At 70.2% G+C, this 24,924-nt stretch carries 16 protein-coding genes; 12 read left to right on the plus strand and 4 right to left on the minus strand.

The window, feature by feature from the left end; translation table 11 throughout:
• Positions 1-37: 37 nt before the first annotated feature.
• Positions 38-1,585 (minus strand): TldD/PmbA family protein, encoded by a 1,548-nt coding sequence (locus ACWCP0_RS06385; RefSeq protein WP_451077709.1) that lies wholly within the window; start codon positions 1,583-1,585, stop codon positions 38-40.
• A gap of 250 nt (positions 1,586-1,835) precedes the next feature.
• Between ACWCP0_RS06385 and ACWCP0_RS06390 the strand changes: the two genes are divergently transcribed.
• Genes ACWCP0_RS06390 through ACWCP0_RS06400 form a run of 3 tightly spaced genes read left to right on the plus strand, consistent with a single transcriptional unit; the run spans position 1,836 to position 14,511 of the window.
• Positions 1,836-7,073 (plus strand): DEAD/DEAH box helicase, encoded by a 5,238-nt coding sequence (locus ACWCP0_RS06390; protein ID WP_451077710.1) that lies wholly within the window; start codon positions 1,836-1,838, stop codon positions 7,071-7,073.
• On the plus strand, positions 7,070-10,084 hold the full coding sequence (locus ACWCP0_RS06395) for a helicase-related protein (protein ID WP_451077711.1): 3,015 nt from the start codon (positions 7,070-7,072) through the stop codon (positions 10,082-10,084). Before ACWCP0_RS06390 ends, ACWCP0_RS06395 begins: the two co-directional genes overlap by 4 nt.
• Positions 10,081-14,511, plus strand: coding sequence for an Eco57I restriction-modification methylase domain-containing protein (locus tag ACWCP0_RS06400; protein ID WP_451077712.1), 4,431 nt, complete (start codon positions 10,081-10,083; stop codon positions 14,509-14,511). Before ACWCP0_RS06395 ends, ACWCP0_RS06400 begins: the two co-directional genes overlap by 4 nt.
• Before the next feature lie 78 nt (positions 14,512-14,589).
• On the opposite strand, the gene ACWCP0_RS06405 is transcribed toward ACWCP0_RS06400, so the two are convergent.
• Positions 14,590-14,790 carry a DUF397 domain-containing protein gene (locus ACWCP0_RS06405; protein ID WP_451077713.1) on the minus strand — a complete coding sequence of 67 codons (201 nt, stop codon included), beginning with the start codon at positions 14,788-14,790 and terminating at the stop codon, positions 14,590-14,592.
• Complete coding sequence (locus tag ACWCP0_RS06410; RefSeq protein WP_451077758.1) at positions 14,787-15,641, minus strand: helix-turn-helix domain-containing protein; 855 nt, start codon at positions 15,639-15,641, stop codon at positions 14,787-14,789. The genes ACWCP0_RS06405 and ACWCP0_RS06410 overlap by 4 nt, the downstream gene beginning before the upstream one ends.
• 168 nt (positions 15,642-15,809) lie before the next feature.
• Here ACWCP0_RS06410 and ACWCP0_RS06415 point away from each other — a divergent pair, with 168 nt between their 5' ends.
• From ACWCP0_RS06415 to ACWCP0_RS06440, 6 genes are all read left to right on the plus strand, one after another.
• On the plus strand, positions 15,810-16,262 hold the full coding sequence (locus ACWCP0_RS06415) for an ATP-binding protein (protein WP_451077714.1): 453 nt from the start codon (positions 15,810-15,812) through the stop codon (positions 16,260-16,262).
• Between the two features lie 49 nt (positions 16,263-16,311).
• Positions 16,312-18,546: an McrB family protein gene (locus ACWCP0_RS06420; RefSeq protein WP_451077715.1), complete on the plus strand. Its 2,235-nt coding sequence runs from the start codon at positions 16,312-16,314 to the stop codon at positions 18,544-18,546.
• A complete protein-coding gene (locus tag ACWCP0_RS06425) occupies positions 18,543-19,802 on the plus strand; it encodes an McrC family protein (RefSeq protein ID WP_451077716.1) in 1,260 nt (419 codons plus the stop codon). Before ACWCP0_RS06420 ends, ACWCP0_RS06425 begins: the two co-directional genes overlap by 4 nt.
• Before the next feature lie 273 nt (positions 19,803-20,075).
• Positions 20,076-20,795: a 3-oxoacyl-[acyl-carrier-protein] reductase gene (gene fabG, locus ACWCP0_RS06430; RefSeq protein ID WP_451077717.1), complete on the plus strand. Its 720-nt coding sequence runs from the start codon at positions 20,076-20,078 to the stop codon at positions 20,793-20,795.
• Positions 20,796-20,799: 4 nt separating this feature from the next.
• Entirely contained in the window at positions 20,800-21,570 is a 771-nt protein-coding gene (gene fabI / locus ACWCP0_RS06435; protein ID WP_451077718.1) for an enoyl-ACP reductase FabI, read from the plus strand.
• Between the two features lie 221 nt (positions 21,571-21,791).
• Positions 21,792-22,109: a hypothetical protein gene (locus tag ACWCP0_RS06440; RefSeq protein WP_451077759.1), complete on the plus strand. Its 318-nt coding sequence runs from the start codon at positions 21,792-21,794 to the stop codon at positions 22,107-22,109.
• Positions 22,110-22,188: 79 nt separating this feature from the next.
• Here the strand turns inward: ACWCP0_RS06440 and ACWCP0_RS06445 are convergent, their stop codons facing one another.
• The gene (locus ACWCP0_RS06445) at positions 22,189-22,869 is read right to left on the minus strand and encodes a FadR/GntR family transcriptional regulator (protein ID WP_451077719.1); all 681 of its coding nucleotides are present in this window, start codon (positions 22,867-22,869) and stop codon (positions 22,189-22,191) included.
• Positions 22,870-22,938: 69 nt separating this feature from the next.
• On the opposite strand from ACWCP0_RS06445, the gene ACWCP0_RS06450 reads away from it, so the two are divergent.
• The 3 genes from ACWCP0_RS06450 (at position 22,939) to ACWCP0_RS06460 (ending at position 24,829) form a co-directional block, all read left to right on the plus strand.
• Entirely contained in the window at positions 22,939-24,318 is a 1,380-nt protein-coding gene (locus ACWCP0_RS06450; RefSeq protein WP_451077720.1) for a CynX/NimT family MFS transporter, read from the plus strand.
• A 4-nt stretch (positions 24,319-24,322) separates the two neighbouring features.
• Positions 24,323-24,439, plus strand: coding sequence for an SGM_5486 family transporter-associated protein (locus ACWCP0_RS06455; RefSeq protein WP_451077721.1), 117 nt, complete (start codon positions 24,323-24,325; stop codon positions 24,437-24,439).
• Between the two features lie 174 nt (positions 24,440-24,613).
• Positions 24,614-24,829: a hypothetical protein gene (locus ACWCP0_RS06460; RefSeq protein WP_451077722.1), complete on the plus strand. Its 216-nt coding sequence runs from the start codon at positions 24,614-24,616 to the stop codon at positions 24,827-24,829.
• Positions 24,830-24,924: the final 95 nt, after the last annotated feature.

Genomic DNA, 24,924 nt, shown 5'->3' on the forward strand with positions numbered 1-24,924 from the left:
GACCCCCGGCAGGGGACGGTGCGGGCGCGACCCGTGCTCATCGACCGGCCTCCTGCGTCGTGTTCAGGATGTTGACGTCGCGGAACAGGGCGGACGGGCAGCCGTGCGAGACCGCCGCGACCTGGCCCGGCTGGGCCTTGCCGCAGTTGAAGGCGCCACCCAGGACGTACGTCTGCGGGCCGCCGACCTTCTCCATCGAGCCCCAGAAGTCGGTCGTCGTCGCCTGGTAGGCCACGTCGCGCAGCTGCCCGGCCAGCCGGCCGTTCTCGATCCGGTAGAAGCGCTGCCCCGTGAACTGGAAGTTGTAGCGCTGCATGTCGATCGACCAGGACCGGTCGCCGACCACATAGATCCCGCGCTCCACACCCCCGATCAGGTCCTCCGTCGACAGCCCGCCCGGCTCCGGCTGCAGCGACACGTTCGCCATCCGCTGCACCGGTACATGCGAGGGCGAGTCCGCGAAGGCACAGCCGTTGGACCGGCCGAGGCCCGTCAGCCGGGCGATGCGCCGGTCCAGCTGGTAGCCGACGAGGGTGCCCTCCTTGACCAGGTCCCAGCTCTGCGCCTCGACGCCCTCGTCGTCGAACCCGACCGTCGCGAGGCCGTGCTCCGCGGTCCTGTCGCCGGTCACGTTCATCACCGGCGAGCCGTACCGCAGCTTTCCCAACTGGTCGAAGGTCGCGAACGACGTCCCCGCGTACGCCGCCTCGTAGCCCAGCGCCCGGTCCAGCTCCGTGGCGTGGCCGATCGACTCGTGGATCGTCAGCCAGAGATTGGACGGGTCCACGACCAGGTCGTACCGCCCCGCCTCGACGCTCGGCGCGCGCATCTTCTCGGCGAGGAGCTCCGGGATCTCCTCCAGCTCGCTGCCCCAGTCCCAGCCCGTGCCGGTCAGGTACTCCCAGCCGCGGCCCGCCGGTGGCGCGATCGTCCGCATCGAGTCGAACTCACCGGTCGTCTCGTCCACGGCGACCGCCGTGAGCTGCGGATGCAGCCGCACCCGCTGCTGGGTGGTGACCGTGCCCGCCGTGTCCGCATAGAACTTGTTCTCGTGCACGGTCAGCAGCGAGGCGTCCACGTGCGCCACGCCCTCCGCGCCCAGCAGCCGCGAACTCCAGTCCGCCAGCAGCCCGGACTTCTCCGCGTCGGCGACCGTGAACGGATCGATCTCGTACGACGAGACCCACGTCCGCTCCGCGTGCACCGGCTCCTCGGCGAGCTCGACCCTCCCCCAGGCTTCGCCGGGGGGACCCCCGGCCGACCCGGCCGCCGCGATCACCTGCGCGGACAGCTTCGCCATCGCCACCGCCTGGCCCGCGACCCGGGCGGCGGCGTCCATGGTCAGATCCACGCCGGAGGCGAAACCCCACGCGCCGCCGTGCACCACCCGGACCGCATAGCCGAGATCGGTCGTGTCGGACGAGCCGGCCGGCTTGGCGTCCCGCAGTCGCCACGCCGCACTGCGCACCCGCTCCAGCCGGAAGTCGGCGTGCTCGGCGCCGAGCGCGCGGGCCCGCGCGAGCGCCGCGTCGGCGAGCGCCCGCAGCGGCAGCGCCAGGAAAGACTGATCGATGTCATGGGGCACGCCTGGGGGTCCCTTCGGGAAGCTCAGCTGCGATGGCCGTCACCGGAAGTGAATCATGGCCCTGGGGGCCGGATCCCCGAAAAGTTGACGAGCGGTGCCGTCGTCGGGCACCGAATCGTCTGAAGCCCTGGCAGACAGGCACCGGCAGAACAGTAGGCTGTCTCAGTTGCTACGGGGCGTCTCTCGATGTGCGACCGACCATCCGGCCACGTTTTGTGAGCGAGCGGAACCAAGGGGGCTTCAGTCGGCCATGGACGTCTTCGGTGTCCACCACGACCTCATCGCCGAGTACGAGGCGTTCACAAGCTCCCTCGTCGCCGTGAGGGACGCGGATATCGAGAGTCACCTCGCCGGCGAGCGCGAGCGCAAGACCCGCTGGCCCGACCCCAAGCTCGCACTGAACCCCACCTTCCGCAGCGGCGGAACGGTTGCCTCGATGTGCGACGACGGCCTGCTGCATCCGATGTGCCGGGAGTACTTCCGGCACAAGAAGCACCCGAACGACCCCGGCAGCCGCACCCTCTCCCTCCACCAGCACCAGCGTGAAGCCATTGCCGCGGCCGATCGCGGGGACTCCTACGTGCTGACCACGGGCACCGGCTCGGGCAAGAGCCTGACCTACATCGTCCCGATCGTCGACCGGGTACTGCGGCAACCGAACCCCGACGGGATCTCTGCGATCGTCGTCTATCCCATGAACGCGCTGGCCAACAGCCAGCTCCACGAGCTGGAGAAGTACCTCACCTGGGGGGTCTCCGAGGGCAGCCGCAAGGTGACCTTCGCGCGGTACACCGGCCAGGAGGACTCCGAGCAGAAGCTCCAGGTCCTTAGGAACAAGCCGGACATCCTGCTGACCAACTACGTGATGTTGGAGTACCTCCTCACTCGCCCCGACGAGCGGCGGGAGCTGATCGGCGCAGCCCGCGGCCTGCGCTTCCTCGCTCTTGACGAACTGCACACCTACCGCGGTCGTCAGGGAGCAGACGTCGCTCTCCTCGTCCGCCGGCTGCGGGACGCCTGCGAAGCACCCGACCTCCAGTGCGTCGGGACCTCGGCCACGATGGCCACAGGAGTGACCTTCGCAGAGGCCCGCGAGGAGATCGCCAAGGTCGCCACCCGCCTGTTCGGCACGGAGATCCGGCCCGACCGTGTCATCGGCGAATCCCTGGAGCGCTCGACCGACCCCGGACCCGACGCGGTGCCCGGAGTGCACCCCCGTGAGCCCCTCGCCGACGCGGTACGCCGCGCGGCCGCCACGCCCCACGAGCTCCCGGCTGAGTACGACGCCCTGAGCCGCGACCCCCTCGCCGTCTGGGTCGAGGACAATGTGGGGCTGGCCGTCGAGGAGCCCAGCGGCCGGCTCGTCCGCCGCCCTCCGCTCACGATTCCCCAGGCATCCGCCCTGCTCGGCGACGCGAGCGGGGAGCCCGCCGAGGTCTGCCACCGGGCCATCGAGACCGTGCTGCGCGTCGGTGCGAAGGCCATGCACCGGGAACTGGACAGACCCCTGTTCGCCTTCCGGCTGCACCAGTTCCTGTCCAAGGGCGACACGGTCTACGTCAGCTTCGAACCCCCTGGCAACCGCCACCTCACCAGCCAGTACCAGACCCGGGTGCCCGACCACCGTGACAAGCCGCTCGTCCCCCTGCACTTCTGCCGTGACTGCGGCAAGGAGTACCTGGTGGTTACCCGCCCTGCCGAGCACGAGGGCATGGTGTTCGAGGCCCGGGAGGACCCGGACGCTCCGGCCGCCGACGGCGACGGGTTCCTCTATGTGAGCGACGACCGGCCCTGGCCCGACGAGCACGACGAGGACGCCGTGTTCCGCCGCCTCCCGGCGAGCTGGGTCGAGACGGACGACGACGGTCGGTCGACGGTCCTCAAGACCCGGTCCGGAGACCTTCCCGAGGAGGTGTGGGTCGGCCCGGACGGTCGGGCCGCACAGCCCGGCACGGGCCTGCGCGCCTGGTGGATCGCCGCCCCGTTCCGCTTTTGCCTGCACTGCCGCACCTCGTACGAGCAGCTGCGGCTCAAGGACCTGGCCAAGTTGGGCACCTTTTCCGCCGAAGGCCGCAGCTCCGCCGTCTCCCTGATCAGCTCCCGCGTCGTACGGTCGCTGCGCGACCAGCCCGACCTGACGAAGAGGGCCCGGAAACTCCTCACCTTCGTCGACAACCGGCAGGACGCCAGCCTCCAGGCCGGGCACTTCAACGACTTCGCCCTGGTGAGCCAGGTGCGCGGTGCCGTGTACCGGGCCCTGGAGGCGGCGGGGGAGCAGGGACTGACCTACGACCGGCTGCCCCAAGCCGTATTCGACACCCTCGCCCTCCCGCTGGAGACCTATGCCAGGGTGCCGACCGCCAAGTTCCACCAGCGCGACCTCGCACACTCGGCTCTGCGTGAGGTACTCGCCTACCGCGTCTACGCCGACCTGGAGCGTGGCTGGCGCGTCACCATGCCCAACCTTTCCCAGACCGGCCTGCTGCGCTTCGACTACACGTCCCTCTCCGAGATCGCAGGCGACCGCGAGTGCTGGGAGGGCTGCCACCCCCTCCTCACCGGCGACACGGCCGCCCACCGTGGTCAACTGGCCCGCGACCTCCTCGACGAGCTGCGGCGCTCCCTCGCAGTGGAGGTGGAGTGCCTCACCCAGGAGGGCTTCGACCGGCTCGGCAGTATCAGCGAGACGCACCTCGTCGCCCCCTGGGCCCTGTCCGCACGTGAGCCGCGCGTCCGTTCCCGGCTGGCCTACGCGGGCCGCGGTCAGACCGGCGCGGCGGCCGACACCGTGCACCTCAGCGGTCTCGGCGGATACGGCCGCTACCTGCGCCGCATCGGCCAGTTCGCCGCCCTCCCCGGCCAGGCGGGCAAGCGTATCCCGGTCGCCGACGCCGACGCGGTCATCCGCGATCTGATGCGGGTGCTGCGTGAGTGCGGGCTGCTCACCGTCGTCCAGGAGGAGCGTGACGGCTCCTACGGACACCAGCTGCGCGCCTCCGCCCTGCGCTGGCTCCCCGGCGACGGTACGAGGCCCGAACCGGACCCGGTGCGCAAGGTGACCGACGCGGAGGCTGGCGTCCGCGTCAACCCGTATTTCCGCGACCTCTACCGCGCCGGCGCTGCCGGGCTTACCGGCATCAGGGCGCACGAGCACACCGCACAGGTGGACTCCGCGACCCGCCGCGTCCGTGAGGACGCGTTCCGTGAAGGCGACCTGGAGATCCTCTACTGCTCGCCGACGATGGAGCTGGGTGTGGACATCGCTGAGCTGAACGCGGTCGGGATGCGCAACGTCCCGCCGACCCCGGCCAACTACGCGCAGCGCTCCGGGCGCGCCGGTCGCAGTGGCCAGCCGGCGCTCGTCACCACCTACTGCTCGACCGGTTCCCCTCATGACCAGTACTACTTCCGCCGCCCGGGTCTCATGGTGTCCGGCAGCGTCACCCCGCCCCGGCTCGATCTGGCCAACGAGGAGTTGATCCGTTCCCACGTCCACTCGATCTGGCTGGCCGAGACGGGCGTCCACCTCGGCAGCCGCCTCACCGACGTGCTCGACGCGGAGGCTGCGGACGCGGACGGCCGGTGGCCGCTGGACCTGCTGCCGCGGGTACGGGACGACCTGGACAGCGAGACCGCCCGGCTGCGCGCGATCAGCAGGGCCACCGAGGTCCTCGCCCCCCTCCGCGACGAGCTCTCGGAATCCTCCTGGTGGCACGAGGGCTGGGTTGAGCGCACTGTCCGTCAGGCGCTCGGCAGTCTCCACGAGGCGTGCGAGCGCTGGCGCCGTCTGTACCGCACCGCCCGGGCCGAGGTCGAGCAGCAGCACCGCCGGGCCAACGACCTCTCCCTCAGCCGCAGGGACCGCGACCGCGCTGCAGGGCGGCGCGCCGAGGCCGAGAACCAGCTGAAGCTGCTGCGCAACGAGGCCGACAGCGCGTCGTACAGCGACTTCTACACCTACCGCTACTTCGCCTCCGAAGGTTTCCTGCCCGGCTACTCCTTCCCCCGTCTGCCCCTCGCGGCCTACGTCCCCGGCGAGCGCTCTGCCGGGATGTACGGGCAGCGCAACGGCGCCTACATACAGCGCCCGCGCTTCATCGCGATCGGCGAGTTCGGGCCCGGCGCGCTGATCTACCACGAGGGCAACCGCTACACCATCGACCGCGTGACCGTCCCGATGGGCGACCGCCCCGGACAGGTGGCGACCAGTGACATCAGGCTCTGCGAGGCCTGCGGCTACTGGCACGACCGGGTCGAGGGCGCCGACCGCTGCGAGAACTGCGCCGTGCCGCTCCACCGCACCCTGCCGAAGTTGATGCAGCTCACGCAGGTGCACGCCGAGCCCCGTCGCCGGATCTCCTCCGACGAGGAGGAGCGCCTCAAGCGGGGCTTCCACCTGCGGACCGTCTACCGGTACTCGCCTGGTGGCATCTACCAGGCCCAGGTACGCGGTGCGGACGGGGCGCCCCTCGCGGAGGTCGCCTACGGGGACTCGGCGAGCGTCCGCGTCCTCAACCTGGGCTATCGCAAACGCGACGCCCAGGACCGCTCGGGCCAGGGGTTCTGGCTGGACCCGGTCACCGGCAGATGGCTGTCGGAGAGCAAGGCGGCCCGCCTGGCCCAGGAGGAGTCCGCGGAGGAGGAGTCACTGGCGTCCTTCGACCGCGCGCAGCGCACCCTCCAGGTCATCCCCTATGCCCAGGACACCAAGAACATCGCCGTGGTGCGGTTGGCCGAGCCGGTCGACGACATCACCGCGGTCTCCTTGCGCTATGCGCTGGAGCGCGGGATCGAGGCGCACTTCCAGCTGGAGGACTCCGAGCTGGAGAGCGAGGACCTCCCCGATGCCGAACGGCACGGCCGGACCCTCTTCGTCGAGAGCGCCGAGGGCGGAGCGGGCGTGCTGCGCCGCCTTTACGACGATGAGAAGGCTCTCGCCCTGGTGGCGCTGGAGGCCTTGCGGATCATCCACTACGACGAGGACGGCAAGGACCTCGACCGGGCGGACGGCGCAGCCGAGCGCTGCGAACTGGGCTGCTACGACTGCCTGTTGTCGTACTCCAACCAGGGTTACCACCGGCGGATCGACCGGCACCGCGCCGCGCCGTGGCTGGTGGCACTGGCCCGGTCCCTGACGAAGGACGAGTCCCGCCCGGAGCCTTCGACGGCCCCCGTCCCCCGCCGGGAGCCGGTACCAGACACACCTGTTGAGGCGTTCGTACGCCTCCTCGCGGACGGCGGTCACCGCATCCCCGACGAGACGGCCACCGGGGTCGCGGACGTGGTCTACCACCTCCCCGGTGCCGAGGTCGCAGTGTTCCTGGAGTACGACGGCGCCCGCCGCCTCGGCGAGCAGGACGAATACCGCATGATGGACGACGGCTGGCTGGTGATCAGGGCCGGAGCCGAACCCGACTGGAAGGACACCGTGCGCGCATACCCGGACGTCTTCGGCATCGGCCGCGACCACAGGGGAGGCGACCGATGAGCACCCCGGCCGAGCATGCGCCCGGCACCCTGGTGCGCGCCCGGGACCGCGACTGGGTCGTCCTGCCGGGTACCACCGAGGACTTGGTCCTCGCCCAGCCCCTGGACGGGGACCGGGAGTTCATCGCCGCCCTCTTTCCCGACGAGGTCCGCGAGCCGGGCTTCGGCCGTCCTCATCCCCTGCCCGGCGAGGCCGGTGACTTCGCGTCCGCCTCACTGCTGCGCACCGCCTTGCGCATCGCGTCCACAGCGGGCGCTGGCCCCTTCCGCTCCCTGAACGCGGTGGCCGTCGAGCCGCGTCGGTACCAGCTGGTGCCGCTCATGATGGCGCTGCGCATGAACCCCGTACGTCTGCTGATCGGCGACGACGTCGGCATCGGCAAGACCGTCGAGTCCGCGTTGATCGCGAAGGAACTCATGGAGCAAGGCTCCGCCCGCAACATGACCGTGCTCTGCTCACCCTCCCTAGCCGAGCAGTGGCAGCGCGAACTGCGCGACAAGTTCGGCATGGAGCCTGAAATGGTCCTGCCGTCCACGACCGCACGTCTGCAGAAGGCGATCGACGATCCCGACCGGTCGATCTTCGACCACTATCCGGTCACGGTAGTCTCCACCGACTTCATCAAGCAGGACGAGCGCCGCGACGCGTTCCGCCGCCACTGCCCGGACGTGCTGATCGTCGACGAGGCGCACACCTGCGTGGGCATCGGCGGCAACGAGCAGCAGAAGCGGTACGAACTGTTGTCCGCGCTCGCGGACCGCACCGAGCGCGACCGCCATCTCATCCTCGTCACCGCCACCCCGCACAGCGGCGACCCGCACGCGTTTGCGAAGCTCACCGGTCTCCTCGACCCCTCCCTGCGGACCCTGGACACCACCCTGTCCGCCGACCGCGACAAGCTGGCCCGCCACTTCGTGCAGCGCCGCCGCCATGACATCAAGCGGTACGTCGGCCAGGACACGCCGTTCCCCGAGGACCGGGACACCCAGGACGCGCTCTACCGGCTCGACGGCGACTACGCGCGCTTCGTCGCCGACATCCTCGCCTACACCCGCCACCAGGTACGCGGCCCCGGCGGCGACCACCAGCAGCGCATGTCCTGGTGGACGGCGCTCACCCTGCTGCGCTGTGTCCTGTCCTCGCCCGCTGCGGCCGCCGCGACCCTGCGCACCCGCTCCCTGATCGCCGCCACCCGCACCCCTGCCGAGGCCGACAAGCTGGGCCGGGCCGCAGCCTTCGAACTCACCGACGACGAGGCCGCCGAGGGCATGGACGTCGTGCCCGGCTCGCTCCCGGACGAGGACGCCGCCACCCCCGAGAAGCCCCAGAAGGGACGCACGAGTGAGGCCAAGGCCCTCTCCGACTTCGCCGAACGGGCGGACGCCCTCGCCGGCCCGGAGACGGACGCCAAGCTGCGCACCCTCGTCGACCGGGTCAAGCGGCAGCTGGTCGACGGCTACGACCCGATCGTCTTCTGCCACTACATCCCGACCGCCGAGTACGTGGCCCAGCACCTCAAGGAGGAACTGGGCCGCAGCGCGAGCGTGGAGGCGGTCACCGGCACCCTGCACCCCGACGCCCGGCAGGCCCGCGTCGACGAGCTGACTGCCCGGCGCGGCCGGCACGTCCTCGTCGCCACCGACTGCCTCTCCGAGGGCGTCAACCTCCAGGAACACTTCGGCGCAGTCATCCACTACGACCTGTCCTGGAACCCGACCCGCCACCTCCAGCGCGCGGGCCGTGTCGACCGGTTCGGCCAGCCCCGCCGCCGCGTCCGCGAGATCACCGTCTACGACACGGACACCGGCATCGACGGCCTCGTCCTGAAGGTGCTCATCCAGAAGCACAAGGACATCGCCGACCAGACCGGTGTGGCCGTCCTCGTCCCCGACCAGGGCCGGGGCGTCCTCGAAGCCCTCGCCAGCGCCCTGCTGCTGCGGGGCAGGCAGCCCGAGGGCCAGCTCACCCTCGACTTCGAGGACGACCCCGACTTCGGCCGGGCCCGCGAGGCCCTCCACAAGGAGTGGGAGTCGGCCGCCGAACGGGAGTCGAAGGTACTCACCAAGTTCGCCCACTCCGGTCTGCGCCCCGAGGAGGTGGAAGCCGAGCTGGACGCGCTGCGGCAGGCGCTGGGTGACCCCGGAGACATCGCCACCTTCACCCGCGAGTCCCTGGCACAGCTGGGCGCCCAGCCGATCGGCGATGCCCGCGACCGGGGTTTCAAGGCCCCCGTCGACCCGCTGCCAACCGGTCTCAAGCACGCCCTCGGCTTCTACGAGGACGCCGACCAGACCGCCGCCCCGGGCGGCGCGCCCCGGGCGAAGGCCAAAGGCCGCGCCAGGACGGCCGCCCGCGACCTCGTCTTCCGCGAGGACCTCCCCGTCGCCCGCGGCGAACACGCCCTGTCCCGCACCGACCCGGCGGTGCGCGCCCTCGCCCGCTACCTCCTCGACGCGGCCGTCGACACCGGCCTGCCCCCCGAGGAGCGCCCGGCCCGCCGCCTCGGCGTGATCCGCACCGCCGCCGTGGACCGCCGCACGGTCCTGCTGCTCGCCCGCTACCGCTTCCGCCTCACCCTGCCCGGCCGCACGGCGACGGACGAACCACGCGTCCTGGTGGCCGACGACGCCCAGGTCCTGGCCTGGCGCACCGGTGACGACGGCCGCCGCGCCTGGCTGTCCGACGAGGAGACCGCCGCCCTGCTCACCGCCACCCCCGACCTCAACACCCTGCCCGCCCTGAGAGACCAGCAAGCCGCCCGTGCCGCCGCCGAACTCGGCGACGACGAGATCAACGCCCACCTGACCACCCGAGGACAGCTCCTGGCGGACCGGCTGCGCGACGCTCATCAGCGAGTGCGTGAGGCCGCCGGTCAGCGCGGCCGCGAGCGCGGCGCCGCCGCCGTACGCCGCATCGACGTCCAACCGTCCGGCGAACCCGATCTGCTCGGCGTGTACGTGTACCTCAGCGCCCCGGCCGCTCAGCAGTCCGCACCCGGAGGAGACCGGTGACCGCCCTCGCCCCCGACCGCCTCCCCGCCTCCGCCGCCGTACGCGTAGAGGGCGGCCTGCTCTCTGCAGACCTCCTCGGCAAGATCCGCGTCGGCGACCCCGAACTGCCCGGCAGTGGCCCCGCCGACTACGGGCTCGGACGCGGCGTACGCATCGAGGACGCCGCCAGCCGAAAGTGGAACGCGCTGCGCGCCGCCTACACCTCGCTCCAGGAGGAGCTGAAGGAACTCGACGGCAAGACCGACCCGACCAAGGCGACCCGCGTCTGGCTGCTGACGCTCCTGGAGGAACTGGGCTACGGCCGCCTCCCCGCCCGCCGTGGTGGCATCCGCCTTCCCGGCCGCGACCCGTACCAGGTCAGTCACCAGTGGCAGGACCACCTCCCGGTCCACCTCCTCGGCTGGGACGCCCCCCTCGACCGCTGGCCGGCGGGCAGCTCCCGTGTGCCCCAGTCGATGATGCAGGAGCTGCTCAACGCCTCCCCGGACCACCTGTGGGGCATCCTCTCCAACGGCAAGGTCCTGCGCCTGCTGCGCGACTCCACCGCCCTCGTCGGCTCCGCCTATATCGAGTTCGACCTCGAAGCGATCTTCGGCGGCGGCGACTTCTCCGACTTCCTGCTGATGTACGCGCTGCTCCACGCCTCCCGCCTGGAGCTGGTGCCCAAACCGGAGAAGAAGCGCCGGGGCGGGGCGGCAGCCGCAGCGGAGGACGAGGGAGAGGCCGACGAGGCCGACGAGGAGGAGGGCGAGGGCCTCGCGGCGCCCGACGAACTCCCGCTGACCCCTGCGGACTGCCGCCTCGAATGGTGGCGCGACTTCGCCGTCGAGACCGGCATCCGCTCACGCAACCTGCTGCGCGACCAGGTCGCCAAGGCGCTGAACGTCCTCGGCACGGGCTTCCTCCAGAACAACCCGGCCCTGGCCGAGGCGATCACGGCCGGAGGCCGCCGCGCCCTCGACGACTTCCACCACGAGCTCCTGCGCCTCGCCTACCAGCTGATCTTCCTCTTCGTCGCGGAGGACCGGGACGCACTGCTCGTACACCCCGGCCGTAAGGCCACCAGGGCCGAGCTGAAGGCGAACCAGGCGGCCCGCGAGCGCTACGCCCACTACTTCTCCACCGCCCGCCTGCGCCGGATCGCCTCCCGCCGGAAGGGCGACCACCACACCGACCTCTGGCACGGTCTCGTCCGCGTCCTCAATGCCCTCGGCACCATCGGCGGGGAACCCACGCTGGCACTGCCCGAACTCGGTGGCCTCTACTACCTCCCCGAGCCCGACGAGATTGATCAGGATGCCCAGTCCGCTCGCTTCCCGGGCAGCCCGGAGCCGCTGCGCGCGGCGAAGCTCCCCAACGAGCGCCTGCTGGAAGCCGTACGCCTCCTCTCCCGCGTCAAGGACAAGGGCCGCACCACCCGCGTCGACTACCGGCACCTGGGCGCCGAGGAACTGGGCAGTGTCTACGAGTCCCTGCTGGAACTCGTCCCTGCCCGCGAGGCGGAGAACGAGCTGTTCGAGCTCAAGGACCTCGTCGCAGGCAACAAGCGCAAACTGACGGGCTCCTACTACACCCCCTCGTCTCTCACCGAGAAGCTGCTCGACAACGCGCTCGACCCTGTCATAGAGCGGTATGCCGCCTCGGGCATCCCCGACCATCTGCTGCGGATCAGCTTCGTCGACCCGTCCTGTGGATCGGGCCACATGCTGGTCGCGGCGGCCCGGCGCATCGCACTCCGATACGCGCGGATGATCCACGGGGAGACCCAGCCGGCCCCGGAGCTGGTCCGAGAGGCGATGGCCAAGGTCGTACGCCACTGTGTCCACGGCGTCGACATCAACCCGCTCGCCGCCGAACTGGCCAAGGTGTCGCTGTGGCTGGAGTCACTGACCCCCGGTGAGCCGCTCGCGTACCTCGACGACCGAATCAAGACGGGGAACGCCCTGTTGGGGGCGACCCCCGCAGTCCTGGAGCAGGGCATCCCAGACGGCGCGTTCGAGAAGCTGGAGGGCGACGCGCAGTCGGTCGCCACCAAGCTGCGCCAGCAGAACGACCAGGAGCGGAAGGGCGCGGAACACCTCCCGTTCGCCGAGCGGGTCGTGCGGACGAGCACGGCGACGGTGCGGGTGGAGGCGGAGAAGGTCGCCAGGATCGGTGACCACAGCCTGGCCGAGGTGCGCAAGCACGCCCGCGCGCACCGGGAGTTCGAGAAGCGGCCCGAGCTGCGGCACATGAAGCGGGTCGCGGACGTGTGGTGCGCGTCGTTCCTCTGGCCCAAGCACAAGGGCGCCCCCACGGCGATCACGACGAACGTGCTGCGGGCCGTAGAGAAGGACAAGGAGGACGGGCCGCTGGAGGACGAGGCGGCCGAGCTGATGCTGAAGGACATCGTCCGCCGCAACCAGTTCTTCCACTGGCACCTGGAGTTCCCGCGCGTCTTCCGTGTGGAGGACTCGGATGCCGGGGACGTCAACCCGGAGACGGGCTGGCAGGGCGGCTTCGACGCGGTGCTGGGCAACCCGCCGTGGGAGCGGGTCAAGATCCAGAAGAAGGAGTGGTTCGCGGCGCGCGACGAGAACATCGCCGCGGCGGACACGGCCAGCATCCGCGACCGCATGATCGAGGCGCTGGCGACGAGCGTGGACGAGGAGGGCCGCCCGAACGAGGGCGACCGCAAGCTGTACGCGGAGTACCAGTTCGACCAGCGGGAGTCCAAGGGCCAGGTCACCATGTACCGGAAGTCGGGCCTGTTCCCGAAGACCGGCTTCGGTGACGTGAATACATACGCCGTCTTCGCGGAGAAGGCCCGGCAGCTGATCGGCCCGGAGGGCATGGCGGGGCTGGTCCTGCCGACGGGGATCGCGACGGACAAGACGACGGCGGCGTACTTCGCGGATCTGGTGGAGAAGCGGCAGATGGTGGCCGTGCTGGACATGGAGAACGAGGAGAAGCTGTTTCCGGCGGTCACCAACCGTGTGGCGTTCTGCCTGTTCACGATGGCGGGCCGCGACCTGGCCGAGCGCTATCCGGTTGTGCGGCTTGCTTTCCGGGCGCGTCGGCCGGATCAGTTGGACGTGCGGGAGTTCACCTTGGATGAGGAGGGGTTCAAGCGGATCAACCCGAACACGCGGACGGCGCCGGTCTGTGAGAGCCCGGAGCACTTGCGGGTGTTGGAGGGCGTGCACGCGCGGGTGCCGTTGCTGAGGCGGCTCGTGAGTGGCGGGCCGGCGGATCCCTGGAGGCTGGGCAGCGGGCCCTTCCTGCGCATGTACGACATGGCTACGGCCTCCAAGCGGTTCAAATCAGATGAGGCGCTCCTAGCTCACGGCGGAACACGCGAGGGCACTGTCATCGTGAACGATGACGTACGTTATCTGCCCTTGTATGAGGGGAAGTTCCTTCACCAGTTCGACAGTCGCTTCTCCACGTACGAGAACGCCACTCAGGCTCAGATCAACAAGGGCACGCTGCCGAGGCTCGACACAGAGCAGCACCGGGACCCGCACGCGGTGCCGCTGCCTCGCCACTGGGTGAGTGAGGACGAGACTGACGAGCGCCTGGCCGAGGACTGGTCCGTTCCGCGTGAGGCTTGGCGGCATGGATGGCTGATGGGCTGGCGTGACGTCTGCCGGGCGTCGGACGAGCGGACGGTGATTGCCTCTGTGATGCCTCGGACAGCAGCGGGCGACAAGTTTCCAGTGGCTCTGGTGAGAGAAGGGGCTGAGTTCCTGCTCGCCAACCTGAATTCCTTCATCCTGGACTTCGCTACCCGTCAGAAATACGCAGGTGCTTCACTGAAGTACTTTCTGTTCCAGCAACTCCCCGTCCTACCCCCCACCGCCTACGACCTCTCCGCCCCCTGGACCCAAGACACCCCGCTCGCTGACTGGATCCGTCCCCGAGTCCTCGAACTCACCTACACCTCGTACGAGATGGCCTCCTGGGCGAAGTACCTCGGCGACGACGGCCCACCCTTCGTCTGGGACGAGAGGCGCCGGTTCCTGATGCGCGCGGAGCTGGACGCCGCGTACTTCCACCTGTACGGCATCGAGCGCGCGGACCTGGATCTGGTTCTGGATAGCTTCCGCGCATTCAAGAACAAGCAGCCCGCCGTTTTCGAGGACACCAGGAACGAGATCGTCCGCGTCTACGAGGCGATGGCCGAGGGACGGCCCTTCACCCACCCCTCACTCACCCCGCCCCCCGCGCAGGGCCCGCGCCATCCTCCGGGCACCAGCCCGCTGACCCGCGTCATCCCGGCCGGAGGCCCCCCGAAGCGCCCGACCGCACCGGCGGCCAAGAGGAAGCGTCGGGGCATGTCCGCGCCCGACCAGTTGGGCGGAGGCCTGTTCGGCCTGGACGAGGTCGAGGGCGGCGACATACAGCTCGACATGCTCAACATGTTCGGTGAGGATGAGCAGGCGTAGGACACGCGGGCGCAGACCAACGGGCGGGCACAGGATCAACTCCCGTGCCCGCCGGCGAACGTCATGTACGACGCGAACTCAGCCGTCCAGAGACGTGCCCGCCGCGGCGACTGCGAACGCCGCCCATGCGGACGGCGTGACGACGAGTGGACGGATGCCCGTGTCCTTGGAGTCGCGGATGTGGACTGTTTCGAGGCGCACGGCGACTTCCACGCAGTTGTCCCCGTCTCCGCCGCTGTAACTGCTCTTGAACCAGTTCAGCTCAGGGGTGGTGCTCATAGGGCTCCTCGCATCCGTTCCAAGAGGTTCACCGTAGCCCGGCAATCCAGGGCTTGGGAACGCAGCTTGCCATAGCGCTGATGGAGGACGCTCACCTCGCCGGGATCGGCGATCAGGCTGCTCGACCGATGCCCCTCGATGTAACCGAACCACTGGTGCCCCGGCGTTTCCGCCATGTACAGCTGACCATCCACTCCGCAGTGGTCTTCCTGGCTCAGGGGCATGATCTGGATCTCGACGTTGGTTTGCTCGCCCACGCAAAGCAGGTGGTCGATGACAGCCCTGGTGACCGCTGCGCCGCCGACCCCGCGTTCCAGGATGGCCTGTTCGATGATGAACGTGAAAGCGGTGTTCGGTCGCTCAGTCAGCAGCGCCTGGCGTTCGAGTCGGGCCGTCACCTTGTGGTCGATCTGCTCCTGGGTGAACGGGGGAAGCTGGCGCTCAAACACCGCCCGCGCGTACCCCTCCGGCTGCAACAACCCCGGCACCGCCCGGCACTCGTACGCGTACAAGGAGATCGCCTCCTCCTCGATCCCCGCCCACTGCCGGAACCACGACGCCAGCCCCGCCCTCCTCGTCAGGCTCTTCGCCGCCGCCGTGAGGACCTTGAGCGCGACCGGCCCCAGTACCTCCTCCGCCCGCGCGGGCAGATCCGCCGGTGGGAACCGCTTGCCCTGCTCGATCTTGGCGACGTACGCGGCCGAGTATCGCACCCGCACCGCGAACTCCTCCTGCGTCAGACGTGACTCCTCCCGCAGCGCCTTCAGGACCACACCGAAGGTCTTGAGACTGTCCGAGAGTTCCGCTTCACTGCCGTTCGTGCCGCCGCCTCCGCCGTGGTCCGCCCTCATCGCCGCCGCGCCTCCCGTGCTCACGTTTCCACGCCTCACCAACCCCGCCCAACCCGTTCAGGGTCACGGGGAGTTACCCACCCAGTCCAGAGTGTGCACTGGTACAGCGGCGCCTGTATGGGTGTCGTGCCTGTTGGGCTGACAGGAGGGCCCGGAACGCTGGGGCGCATGCCAGCATCAGGGGCCCAAGAGGCCGTTACCGTAAGTGTGTTCGTCCAGCGGTTCTCCGCCACATGCCGCGGGGCCCGCCTCGCCCGCCGGCTCGCCATGCACCGTCTCGACCTCTGGCAGGTGCCGTACGGCAGCCCCGCCTCCGACACCGTCGCCCTCGTCGTGGCCGAACTCGCCGCCAACGCGGTCCTCCACGGCCGTGTCCCCGGGCGCGACTTCGAGCTGCGACTCGCGTACGACCGGACGGGCGGCCTCGTCCGTGTCGAGGTGTCCGACACCCATCCGGGGCGCCCAGGGCTCCCGAACCCGGCGGCCCGTGGCCCTGCCGACGCCGACGGCGGCAGGGGCCTGCTCCTCGTGGAGGCCGTCGCCGCACGCTGGGGCGTGGCCGACCGAACGGGACCGGGCAAGACCGTGTGGGCGGAGTGCGATTTCAGCCAGTGTCAGTAGCGCCAAGTAGGCTTATCCGTCTGCCGGAGTCGACGGAAGATTGGATGCCGTGCCTACCATCAGCACCGTCGTTGCCCAGACCCTGCACAAGGCCGCCACCGTCCTCCGCCGGGACGCCCCGCAGGACGGCATGGTCTTCAGGGAGCTGTGGGACAGGGTCCACGCCTTGAGCCCGCGGCTGGAAGCGGACTGGGCGAGCGCGGTGCGCGAGTCCCCGCAGGAGAACAACACCCCTTTCAAGGACTACGTCAACCGGTCCGCGAGCAACCTCGTCAGAGCCGGATGGCTGTACCGAGGCAACCGCCGCTGGCAGTTGACCGGTCTCGGCCTCGACGCACTCGACCGCTGGCCGGACCCGGTCGACTTCTACGGGGAGGCGGGACGGCGCTACCGGCGGTGGGAGCGGCAACAGCAGTTCGTGTCCGTCGCGGTCACCGCGCTGGAGCAGCTTCCTGACAGCGGGCACTGGGTGGTCCTGGAGGAGTTGGCCGCCGAGTTCGGCGTGGATTCCGACGTGCTCGGGCCGGTGCTGCGCGGCACACGCTCACCGGGCTGGTATCTGGCGCTCGGGGAGGACGGCCAGGCGGGGGCAGGGCTGCCGATGTGGCCATTCGAGCGCGAACAGTGGCGCACGCTGCTCAGCGAGGAAGGCCTTTTTGACGAAGGCCACAGCAGCCTCGACACCGTCCGCGCCCTGCCCGACCGGCGGATGCCGGTGTGGGAGGCGCTGGTGGCGGCCAAGCAACAGCTCGAAGAGGCGGTGGCCGACGAGGAGACGCCCCGCCAGCTCTGGATCATCCGGGGTGTTGACGCCACCACCGGTGTCCCCCTCATCCGTGGACCGTGGCGCGACGACTCGATGGTCACACTCGATGCGGGGTTCCCGCCCGCGACCCTGGCGGCCCGTGACCCTGGCAGCATCCGCAGGGCCGTCGAGACGGCTCTCCCCACCGCCGGCCCCGCCCGCAGGGAGGCCGTCGCCCGGGAGCTCGACGCCTTCCTCAACCGGATGCGGAAGGGCGACATCGTGCTGTCCACCGACGGCTTCGAGACATACGTCGGAGTGGTCCGCGGCTCGGACACCCACACCGCGGAGCGCTTGGAGCGCCGTGTCGACTGGCGCAACCTGCACAAGCCCCTGGACTTCCTCAAGGACCTGCCCTCCGGGCTCTCCGGCGTGGTCCAGGACGCGGACTCCCAGGTCCTGGAAGCCACCGAGTACGCCGAGACCGTCCTCGCCCTGATCGGGGACATGCCGCGCACCGCTTCGCTGCCCACCGGCCCGGCCGTCCTGCCCGACGCCACCGCCGAACTGGCCGCCGCGCTCCACATGCCCGACACGACATGGCTCCAGGACTGCGTCGAACTCCTGCGCTCCACCCCGCAGCTGATCTTCCACGGGCCGCCCGGCACCGGCAAGACGTACACCGCGCTCGCCCTCGCCCGCCACCTGGCCGGCGCCTCCAGCGCCACGAACGTACGCCTCGTGCAGTTCCACCCCGCCTATGCCTATGAGGACTTCTTCGAGGGCATCCGCCCCCGCCTGGGCCGGAGGAAGGACGGCGACACGGACGGCCAACTCGGATACGACCTCGTCCCGGGCCCCCTGCGCAAGCTCGCCGACGAGGCGGAGCGACGTCCTGCCGAGGTCTTCGTCCTGGTCATCGACGAGATCAACCGAGGCCATCTGGCCAAGATCTTCGGCGAGCTGTACTTCCTGCTGGAGTACCGCACCGAGCGCGTCCACCTCCTCTACGGCTCCGACGACGGCCGCGGCTTCCGCCTGCCGCCCAACCTCTACCTCGTCGGCACCATGAACACCGTCGACCGCTCAGTGGCGTACATGGACGCCGCCATGCGCCGCCGCTTCTCCTTCATGGAGCTGCACCCGGAGGCATCACCCGTCCAGGGAGTGCTGGCCTCCTGGCTGGCCAGGCGCACGGAGGAGCAGGGCGGCGACCCGACCGCTTATGACGACTCGTACGTCCGCCTGCTCGGCGAGATCAACCGGCTCCTCGCAGAGAGCAGCCCCGGCGACCGCTCCTTCCGCGTCGGCCCCTCCTACTTCATGCAGGACCTGGCCCACGCAGGCGAGGGGGCACTCGAACGCCTCTGGAGGACACAGATCATCCCGCTCCTCACCGAGCACCACTGGGGCGACGGCATCGACGTGGAGGCGGTCTACGGGCTCCCCGTCCTTCGCGAGCGGCTGAACATCCCGCCGCCTGCGGCCGAGGACGCCGCCGGTGACGCGGACGGCATCGCCAACCCTGCGAGCCAGTGACCGCCCGGCACACCCAGCCCCGCCACTGCCGCGACACCGCCCTGCGTATCGGGCTCGCGGAGGGCGGTGTCTGGACCAGCTGGGACCTCACCCCGGCGCAGGCCGCGACGCTTGCCGACCACGAAGGTCTCCTCCGAATGCACCCGGAGACCACCACTCGCTGGCGCCTGAGGGCCAAGGATCGGGTGGGCTCCGTACGCCTCGGCTCGGGCGACGGCACGGTCCAACTGACCATCAGCCCCAAGGTGCCCGTCGACCGCCTCCTCCACCTCATCGCGTACGCCCCGGATCGAGTCCAGTTCGACCCGCGCCCCGTCGCCGCCGAGCCGCGACCCGACCTCCTGCCCGCCCTCGCGCACGCTTTCGTCTCCGCCGCCGACCGGGCCCTGCTCCACGGTGTCCTGCACGACTACCGGGAGGCGCACGACACGCTCCCCGTCGTCCGCGGCCGCATCCGTCACGCCGACCAGCTCCGCCGCAGACCGGGCGTCCCCGTACCGCTGGAAGTCACCTACGACGACCACACTCCCGACATAGCGGAGAACCGCCTCCTCCTCGCCGCCACCCGCCGCCTCCTGCGTGTCCCCGGCCTCGCCCCCGCCCCACGCTCTGCCCTCCAGCGGCTCACCGCCCGCCTGGACGGAGTCCGCCTCCTACCCGCTGGGGCCCCCGCGCCCCCCTGGACCCCCGACCGGCGCAATGCCCGCTATGCGCACGCTCTCGCCCTCGCGGACCTCGTGCTACGTGGGGCCTCGTACGAACTCGGCGACGGCCGGGAGATTGCCGTGGACGGGATGCTGGTAACCATGTGGCGGCTCTTCGAGGCGTACCTGGCACGAGCAGTCGGCGAGGCACTGCGCCACCGCATCGGCGGCAGGCCCGAGCCGCAGGACCGGAACTTCTTCCTCGACACAGCGGGCAGACACGTGCTGCAGCCTGACCTCGTGCACTACCTGCCGACGCCACATGACGGAGTACTGCGCCAGGCTGTCGTTCTTGATGCCAAGTTCAAGACCAAACCCCAGCGGGACGACCTGTATCAGATGACGGCGTACTGCGTACGTCTCGGTCTTACCGAAGGCCATCTCGTGTACGCCTCGGGCATGCCGGGATTGGTGGAGGTTCCGGTGGCAGGAGGACGGCTCCGGATTTGGAGGCATGTCGTCGATCTTGCTCGCCCTTGGCGGGCCCTGGCAGCAGATATCGCGACGCTGGCGGAGTCGATTGACGCCGCACGCTCGACGGGAGCGGCCTGAGCCACGCCGTGCACGTGGTCGGCATCCTGTGTGATAACGGGCCTTTGGATTTGAGGATCACATGTGGTCGGGATGTCCGATGCGTCCCTGCAGCTGGGATTGGCGTATGCGTGCCCGGCGGGGAGCCAGTCGGCGTGGACGCGGGCGCATCAGGCTCCGGCTGTAGAGACCCGACAGTGCATCCGTGACGCCACTGTCAGGGGTCGATCCCCTGCACAAGGGGGCGGTACCGATAGGTTTCAGGTACCAGACCGCTATCGAAAGGGTGATCCGTTGAGCCGCTCGGTTCTCGTCACCGGAGGAAACCGGGGCATCGGCCTCGCCATCGCCCGCGCCTTCGCCGACGCCGGCGACAAGGTCGCCATCACGTACCGGTCGGGTGAGCCGCCGGAGGAGCTGACCGAGCTCGGCTGCCTGCCGGTCCGCTGCGACATCACCGACGCGGAACAGGTGGAGCAGGCCTACAAGGAGATCGAGGAGAAGCACGGTCCCGTGGAGGTGCTGGTGGCCAACGCCGGTGTCACCAAGGACCAGCTGCTGATGCGGATGTCCGAGGAGGACTTCGTCTCCGTCCTGGACACCAACCTCACCGGCACCTTCCGCGTCGTGAAGCGCGCCAACCGCGGCATGCTGCGCGCCAGGAAGGGCCGCGTCGTGCTGATCTCCTCGGTCGTCGGGCTACTCGGCTCGGCGGGGCAGGCCAACTACGCCGCCTCCAAGGCCGGACTCGTCGGATTCGCCCGGTCCCTGGCCCGCGAACTCGGCTCACGGAACATCACCTTCAACGTCGTCGCACCCGGTTTCGTCGAGACCGACATGACCAAGGTGCTCAGCGACGAGCAGCGTGCGGGCATCGTCTCGCAGGTGCCGCTCGGCCGTTACGCGCAGCCGGGGGAGATCGCCGCCGCGGTGAAGTTCCTCGCCTCCGACGACGCCTCGTACATCACTGGAGCCGTCATCCCGGTTGACGGCGGATTGGGCATGGGTCACTGATCACATGAGTGGAATCCTCGCCGGCAAGCGCATCCTGATCACCGGTGTGCTGATGGAGTCCTCCATCGCGTTCCACACCGCGAAGCTGGCCCAGGAGCAGGGTGCGGAGATCATCCTGACGGCCTGGCCGCGGCCCACCCTGACCGAGCGGATCGCCAAGAAGCTCCCCAAGCCCGCCAAGGTCATCGAGCTCGACGTCACCAACGAGGAGCACCTCGGCCGCCTCGCCGACCTGGTCCGCGAGGAGCTCGGCAGTCTGGACGGCGTCGTGCACTCCATCGGCTTCGCGCCGCAGGACGCGCTCGGCGGCAACTTCCTGAACACCCCCTTCGAGTCCGTCTCGACCGCGATGCACGTCTCGGCGTTCTCGCTGAAGTCGCTGACCATGGCCTGTCTGCCGCTCTTCCCGCACGAGGGCGCGTCGGTGGTCGGCCTGACCTTCGACGCCCAGTTCGCCTGGCCGCAGTACGACTGGATGGGCCCGGCGAAGGCCGCGCTGGAGGCCACCTCCCGCTACCTCGCCCGTGACCTGGGCAAGCAGAACGTGCGCTGCAACCTGATCTCGGCGGGCCCGCTCGGCTCGATGGCCGCCAAGTCCATCCCGGGCTTCAGCGAGCTCGCGGACGTCTGGAACCACCGCTCCCCGCTGGAGTGGGACATGGCCGACCCCGAGCCGACCGGCCGCGGTGTCGTCGCGCTGCTCTCGGACTGGTTCCCGAAGACGACGGGCGAGATCGTCCACGTCGACGGCGGCGTACACATGATGGGCGCGTAACGCACCGTTACCCGTCAGTACGGATTCACCCGTACGCCTGTGATGCCCCGGTCACCCGCTGTGTGCGGCGTGGCCGGGGCATCGCCCGTTCGGAGTAGTGGAACAGGCGCCCGGGCCGCGGACGGGTGACGCTGGAGAGGCAATCCCTCCCTTGTGGTGCAGCAGCGGTCCAGCCGCAGTACGGCCGAGGAGGTCTGCCTGTGCGTACGACCTGGCGTTCCATGCCCGCGCTCGGGGTGCTGGCGACCCTGCTGCTCCCGGGTTCCGCCGCAGCCGCGCTGTCGCCCGGGGAGTCCACCCCGCGGCCCTTCGGAGCCGACTGCGACGTCGTCGTCGAGGGTTCGCGCGCCACGGCGTACTGCCGCAATTCCTATCTCGACACGGACCGGGTCCAGCTGCACGTCGAGTGCGCGCGGTGGTGGGACGTCGATGCGGACAGCCGCCCCGTCGACGTCGCTCCCACCGCCCACGCCACGCTCACCGAGCGCTGCTGGAAGGAGATACGCACCGCCTGGGTGAGTCACGTACGCGTCCCGTGAACGGGGTGGTCCTGCGGCCCCGTGAGCGGCTCCCCGCAGTCCCGTGACCGGGGCCCCGCGGCGTCGAGGGGCCGTCGCCCTACGCTTCCGCCGGGTTGCGCAGGCACATGAAGGGGTAGCTCGCCGCCTCCGCCGCCGCGGTGTCCCCGTCCCCCTCGCGGATCGCGTCGACGAGCCGCGCGTGGTCCATGTGGTTCTCCGGGCGCAGCTCGTGGCCCACGTCGTCGCGGAGCCAGTCGCGCAGCAGATCCCCGAGATCCGCGTAGAGCCCGGTGAGGACCTCGTTGTGGGACGCGGCGACCACCGCCAGGTGGAAGCTCGCGTCGGCGGTGACGAACAGCTCCGCGTCGCCCGTCTCCCAGGCCTCCTCGCGGCGCGCCAGCAGCGCGTCCAGTTGCTTCAGATCCCGTTCGGTGCGGCGCTCGGAGGCCATTCGCGCCGCCGACGACTCGAGCGTGGAGCGCACTTCGGCGACATGACGCGGATCGGCGTCGGCGAACCTCCTGTGCATGACCCCGGCCAGCTCGCTCGTCGCCACGACGTACGTGCCCGAGCCCTGGCGGATGTCCAGGAGGCCGTTGTGCGCGAGGGCGCGGACCGCCTCGCGGACGGTGTTCCGGGCCACGCCGAGCTGCTCGACCAGCTCGGGCTCCGTCGGAATACGTGAGCCCACAGGCCACTCGCCCGAGGTGATCTGGTTCCGCAGCTCGGTGATCACCTGGTCCGAGAGCGCGGAACGCCTGGGAGAGGACAGCACCATGGTGCTCCTTGTCGACGAGCTTCGTTCGGGATTGGACAACCAATCATCCTATGATTCTATGATGGCTCCATGGCGGACGAGACCCAGACCCAGACCCACACTCGGACCAGGACCCTGAGTTCCGCCGCCACAGCACTTCGCACCGGTATCGATTCTCCCGCCGCCAAGCCCTCGGTCTGGCTCACCCGGCTCGTCCTCGTCGCACTCGTCCTCGTCGCACTCAATCTCCGCCCGGCCATCACCAGCCTCGGCGCGCTGCTCGAGGAGGTGCGGGGCGGGCTCCACATGAGCGGCAGCGTGGCCGGGATCCTCACCTCCGTACCGCCGCTCTGCTTCGCCGTCTTCGGGCTCACCGCGCCACGGCTCGCCCGCCGCTTCGGGCCCGCCGCGATCGTCTGCGCCGGGATGGCGGCGATCACCACGGGACTGCTGATACGGCCCTTCGCCGGCGGCACCCCCGGCTTCCTCGCCGCCAGTGCGCTCGCGCTCATGGGCATCGCCGTCAGCAACGTCCTGATGCCGGTGATCGTCAAGCGCTACTTCCCGGACCGCGTCGGCACTGTCACGGGGCTCTACTCCATGGCCCTGTCGCTCGGGACCGCGCTCGCCGCGGCCGCCACCGTGCCCATGACCGAGGCGCTGGGCGGCAGTTGGCGCACGGGCCTCGGGGTGTGGGCCCTGGTCGCCGCCGTCGCCGTACTGCCGTGGATCCCGCTGGTGCGTGACCGCGACCGGGGTCGCGACCGGGACCGGGACCGAGGCCGTGGTCGCGAGCCGAAGCGGGCCGGCGTTCCGGTTCAGGCCACTTCCGCCCAGGCCGTTCCCGCCCAGGCCGTTCCCGCCCCGGCCGCTCCCGTCCTGCACATCACCCGCAGCCGCACCGCCTGGGCCCTCGCCTGCTTCTTCGGCCTCCAGGCCACCGGTGCGTACATCACCATGAGCTGGATGCCGCAGATCTTCCGCGACGCCGGCGTCTCGGCGGGCACGGCGGGCGTCCTGCTCGCCGTCACGATGGTCATGGGCGTACCGCTCGCCTTCGTCATCCCACGGCTGGCCACCCGGCTCAGGACCCAGGGCCCGATCGTCGCCGCCCTCGGCCTGTGCGGACTCACGGGCTACACGGGCCTCTTCCTCGCGCCCGCCGCGGGTGCCTGGGCCTGGGCCCTGCTGCTGGGCATCTCCAACTGCGCGTTCCCGCTCGCCCTGACGATGATCGGTATGCGCGCGCGGACCGGCGCCGGCGTCGTACGGCTCTCCGCCTTCGCCCAGAGCACCGGCTATCTGATCTCCATCCCGGGCCCGCTCCTGGTCGGCGTGCTCTACCAGCACAGCGGCGGCTGGGGACTGCCGCTGGCGCTGATGGCCGGGCTCATGGTTCCGCAGATCGTCGCCGGCAGCCTCGCGGGCAGGGACCGGACGATCGAGCACGAAGCCGGGATGCGAGACTGACCGCATGCCTGTGCTCGACCCGAACCCCCCGAACGGCCAGAAGAAGCTCCTGCTCATCTTCGGCGCGATGATCGCCATCACCGTCGTGATCGGCGTGATCGCCTCGATCGCCGCGCCGTGACGTCCGGCGTGAGGGCGGCGGATGGTGGTGCTGGCACCACCATCCCCTAGGGGGCCAGTGTCAGGGTGAAGTGGGTGGGTCACCGGATGGGAGACCGGCCCCATGATCCGTAGGTTTGAAAGCAGCTGAGCAGCCCGGCTCGGCAGCGCACCTTCAGACTCCACGGAGGCGGCCATGTCGGCCCGTACGCACACCCGCTCCCACGCCCCGGCCGCGGGCCGTGTGGACATACGGCTGCCGTGGTGGGCGCTCGTGCTGCCGGTGATCGCCTTCGCGGCGCTGCTGGTCCTGATGACCGCATCCGGCGAGGCGCACGCCGTCCCCGGTGTCACCGGAGACCCCTCGGTCGGCCTCATCCTGGACCGGATACAGACCCTGACCGGTCCCTGACCAGCCCATGTCCATGATCGATCCATGACCGGCCCATGACCGATCACTCATCGGCCCGGAGTCCCTGACGTCTCCTGACCAGCCGGTGACGTGAC

This window comes from Streptomyces sp. NPDC001970, assembly GCF_053594115.1.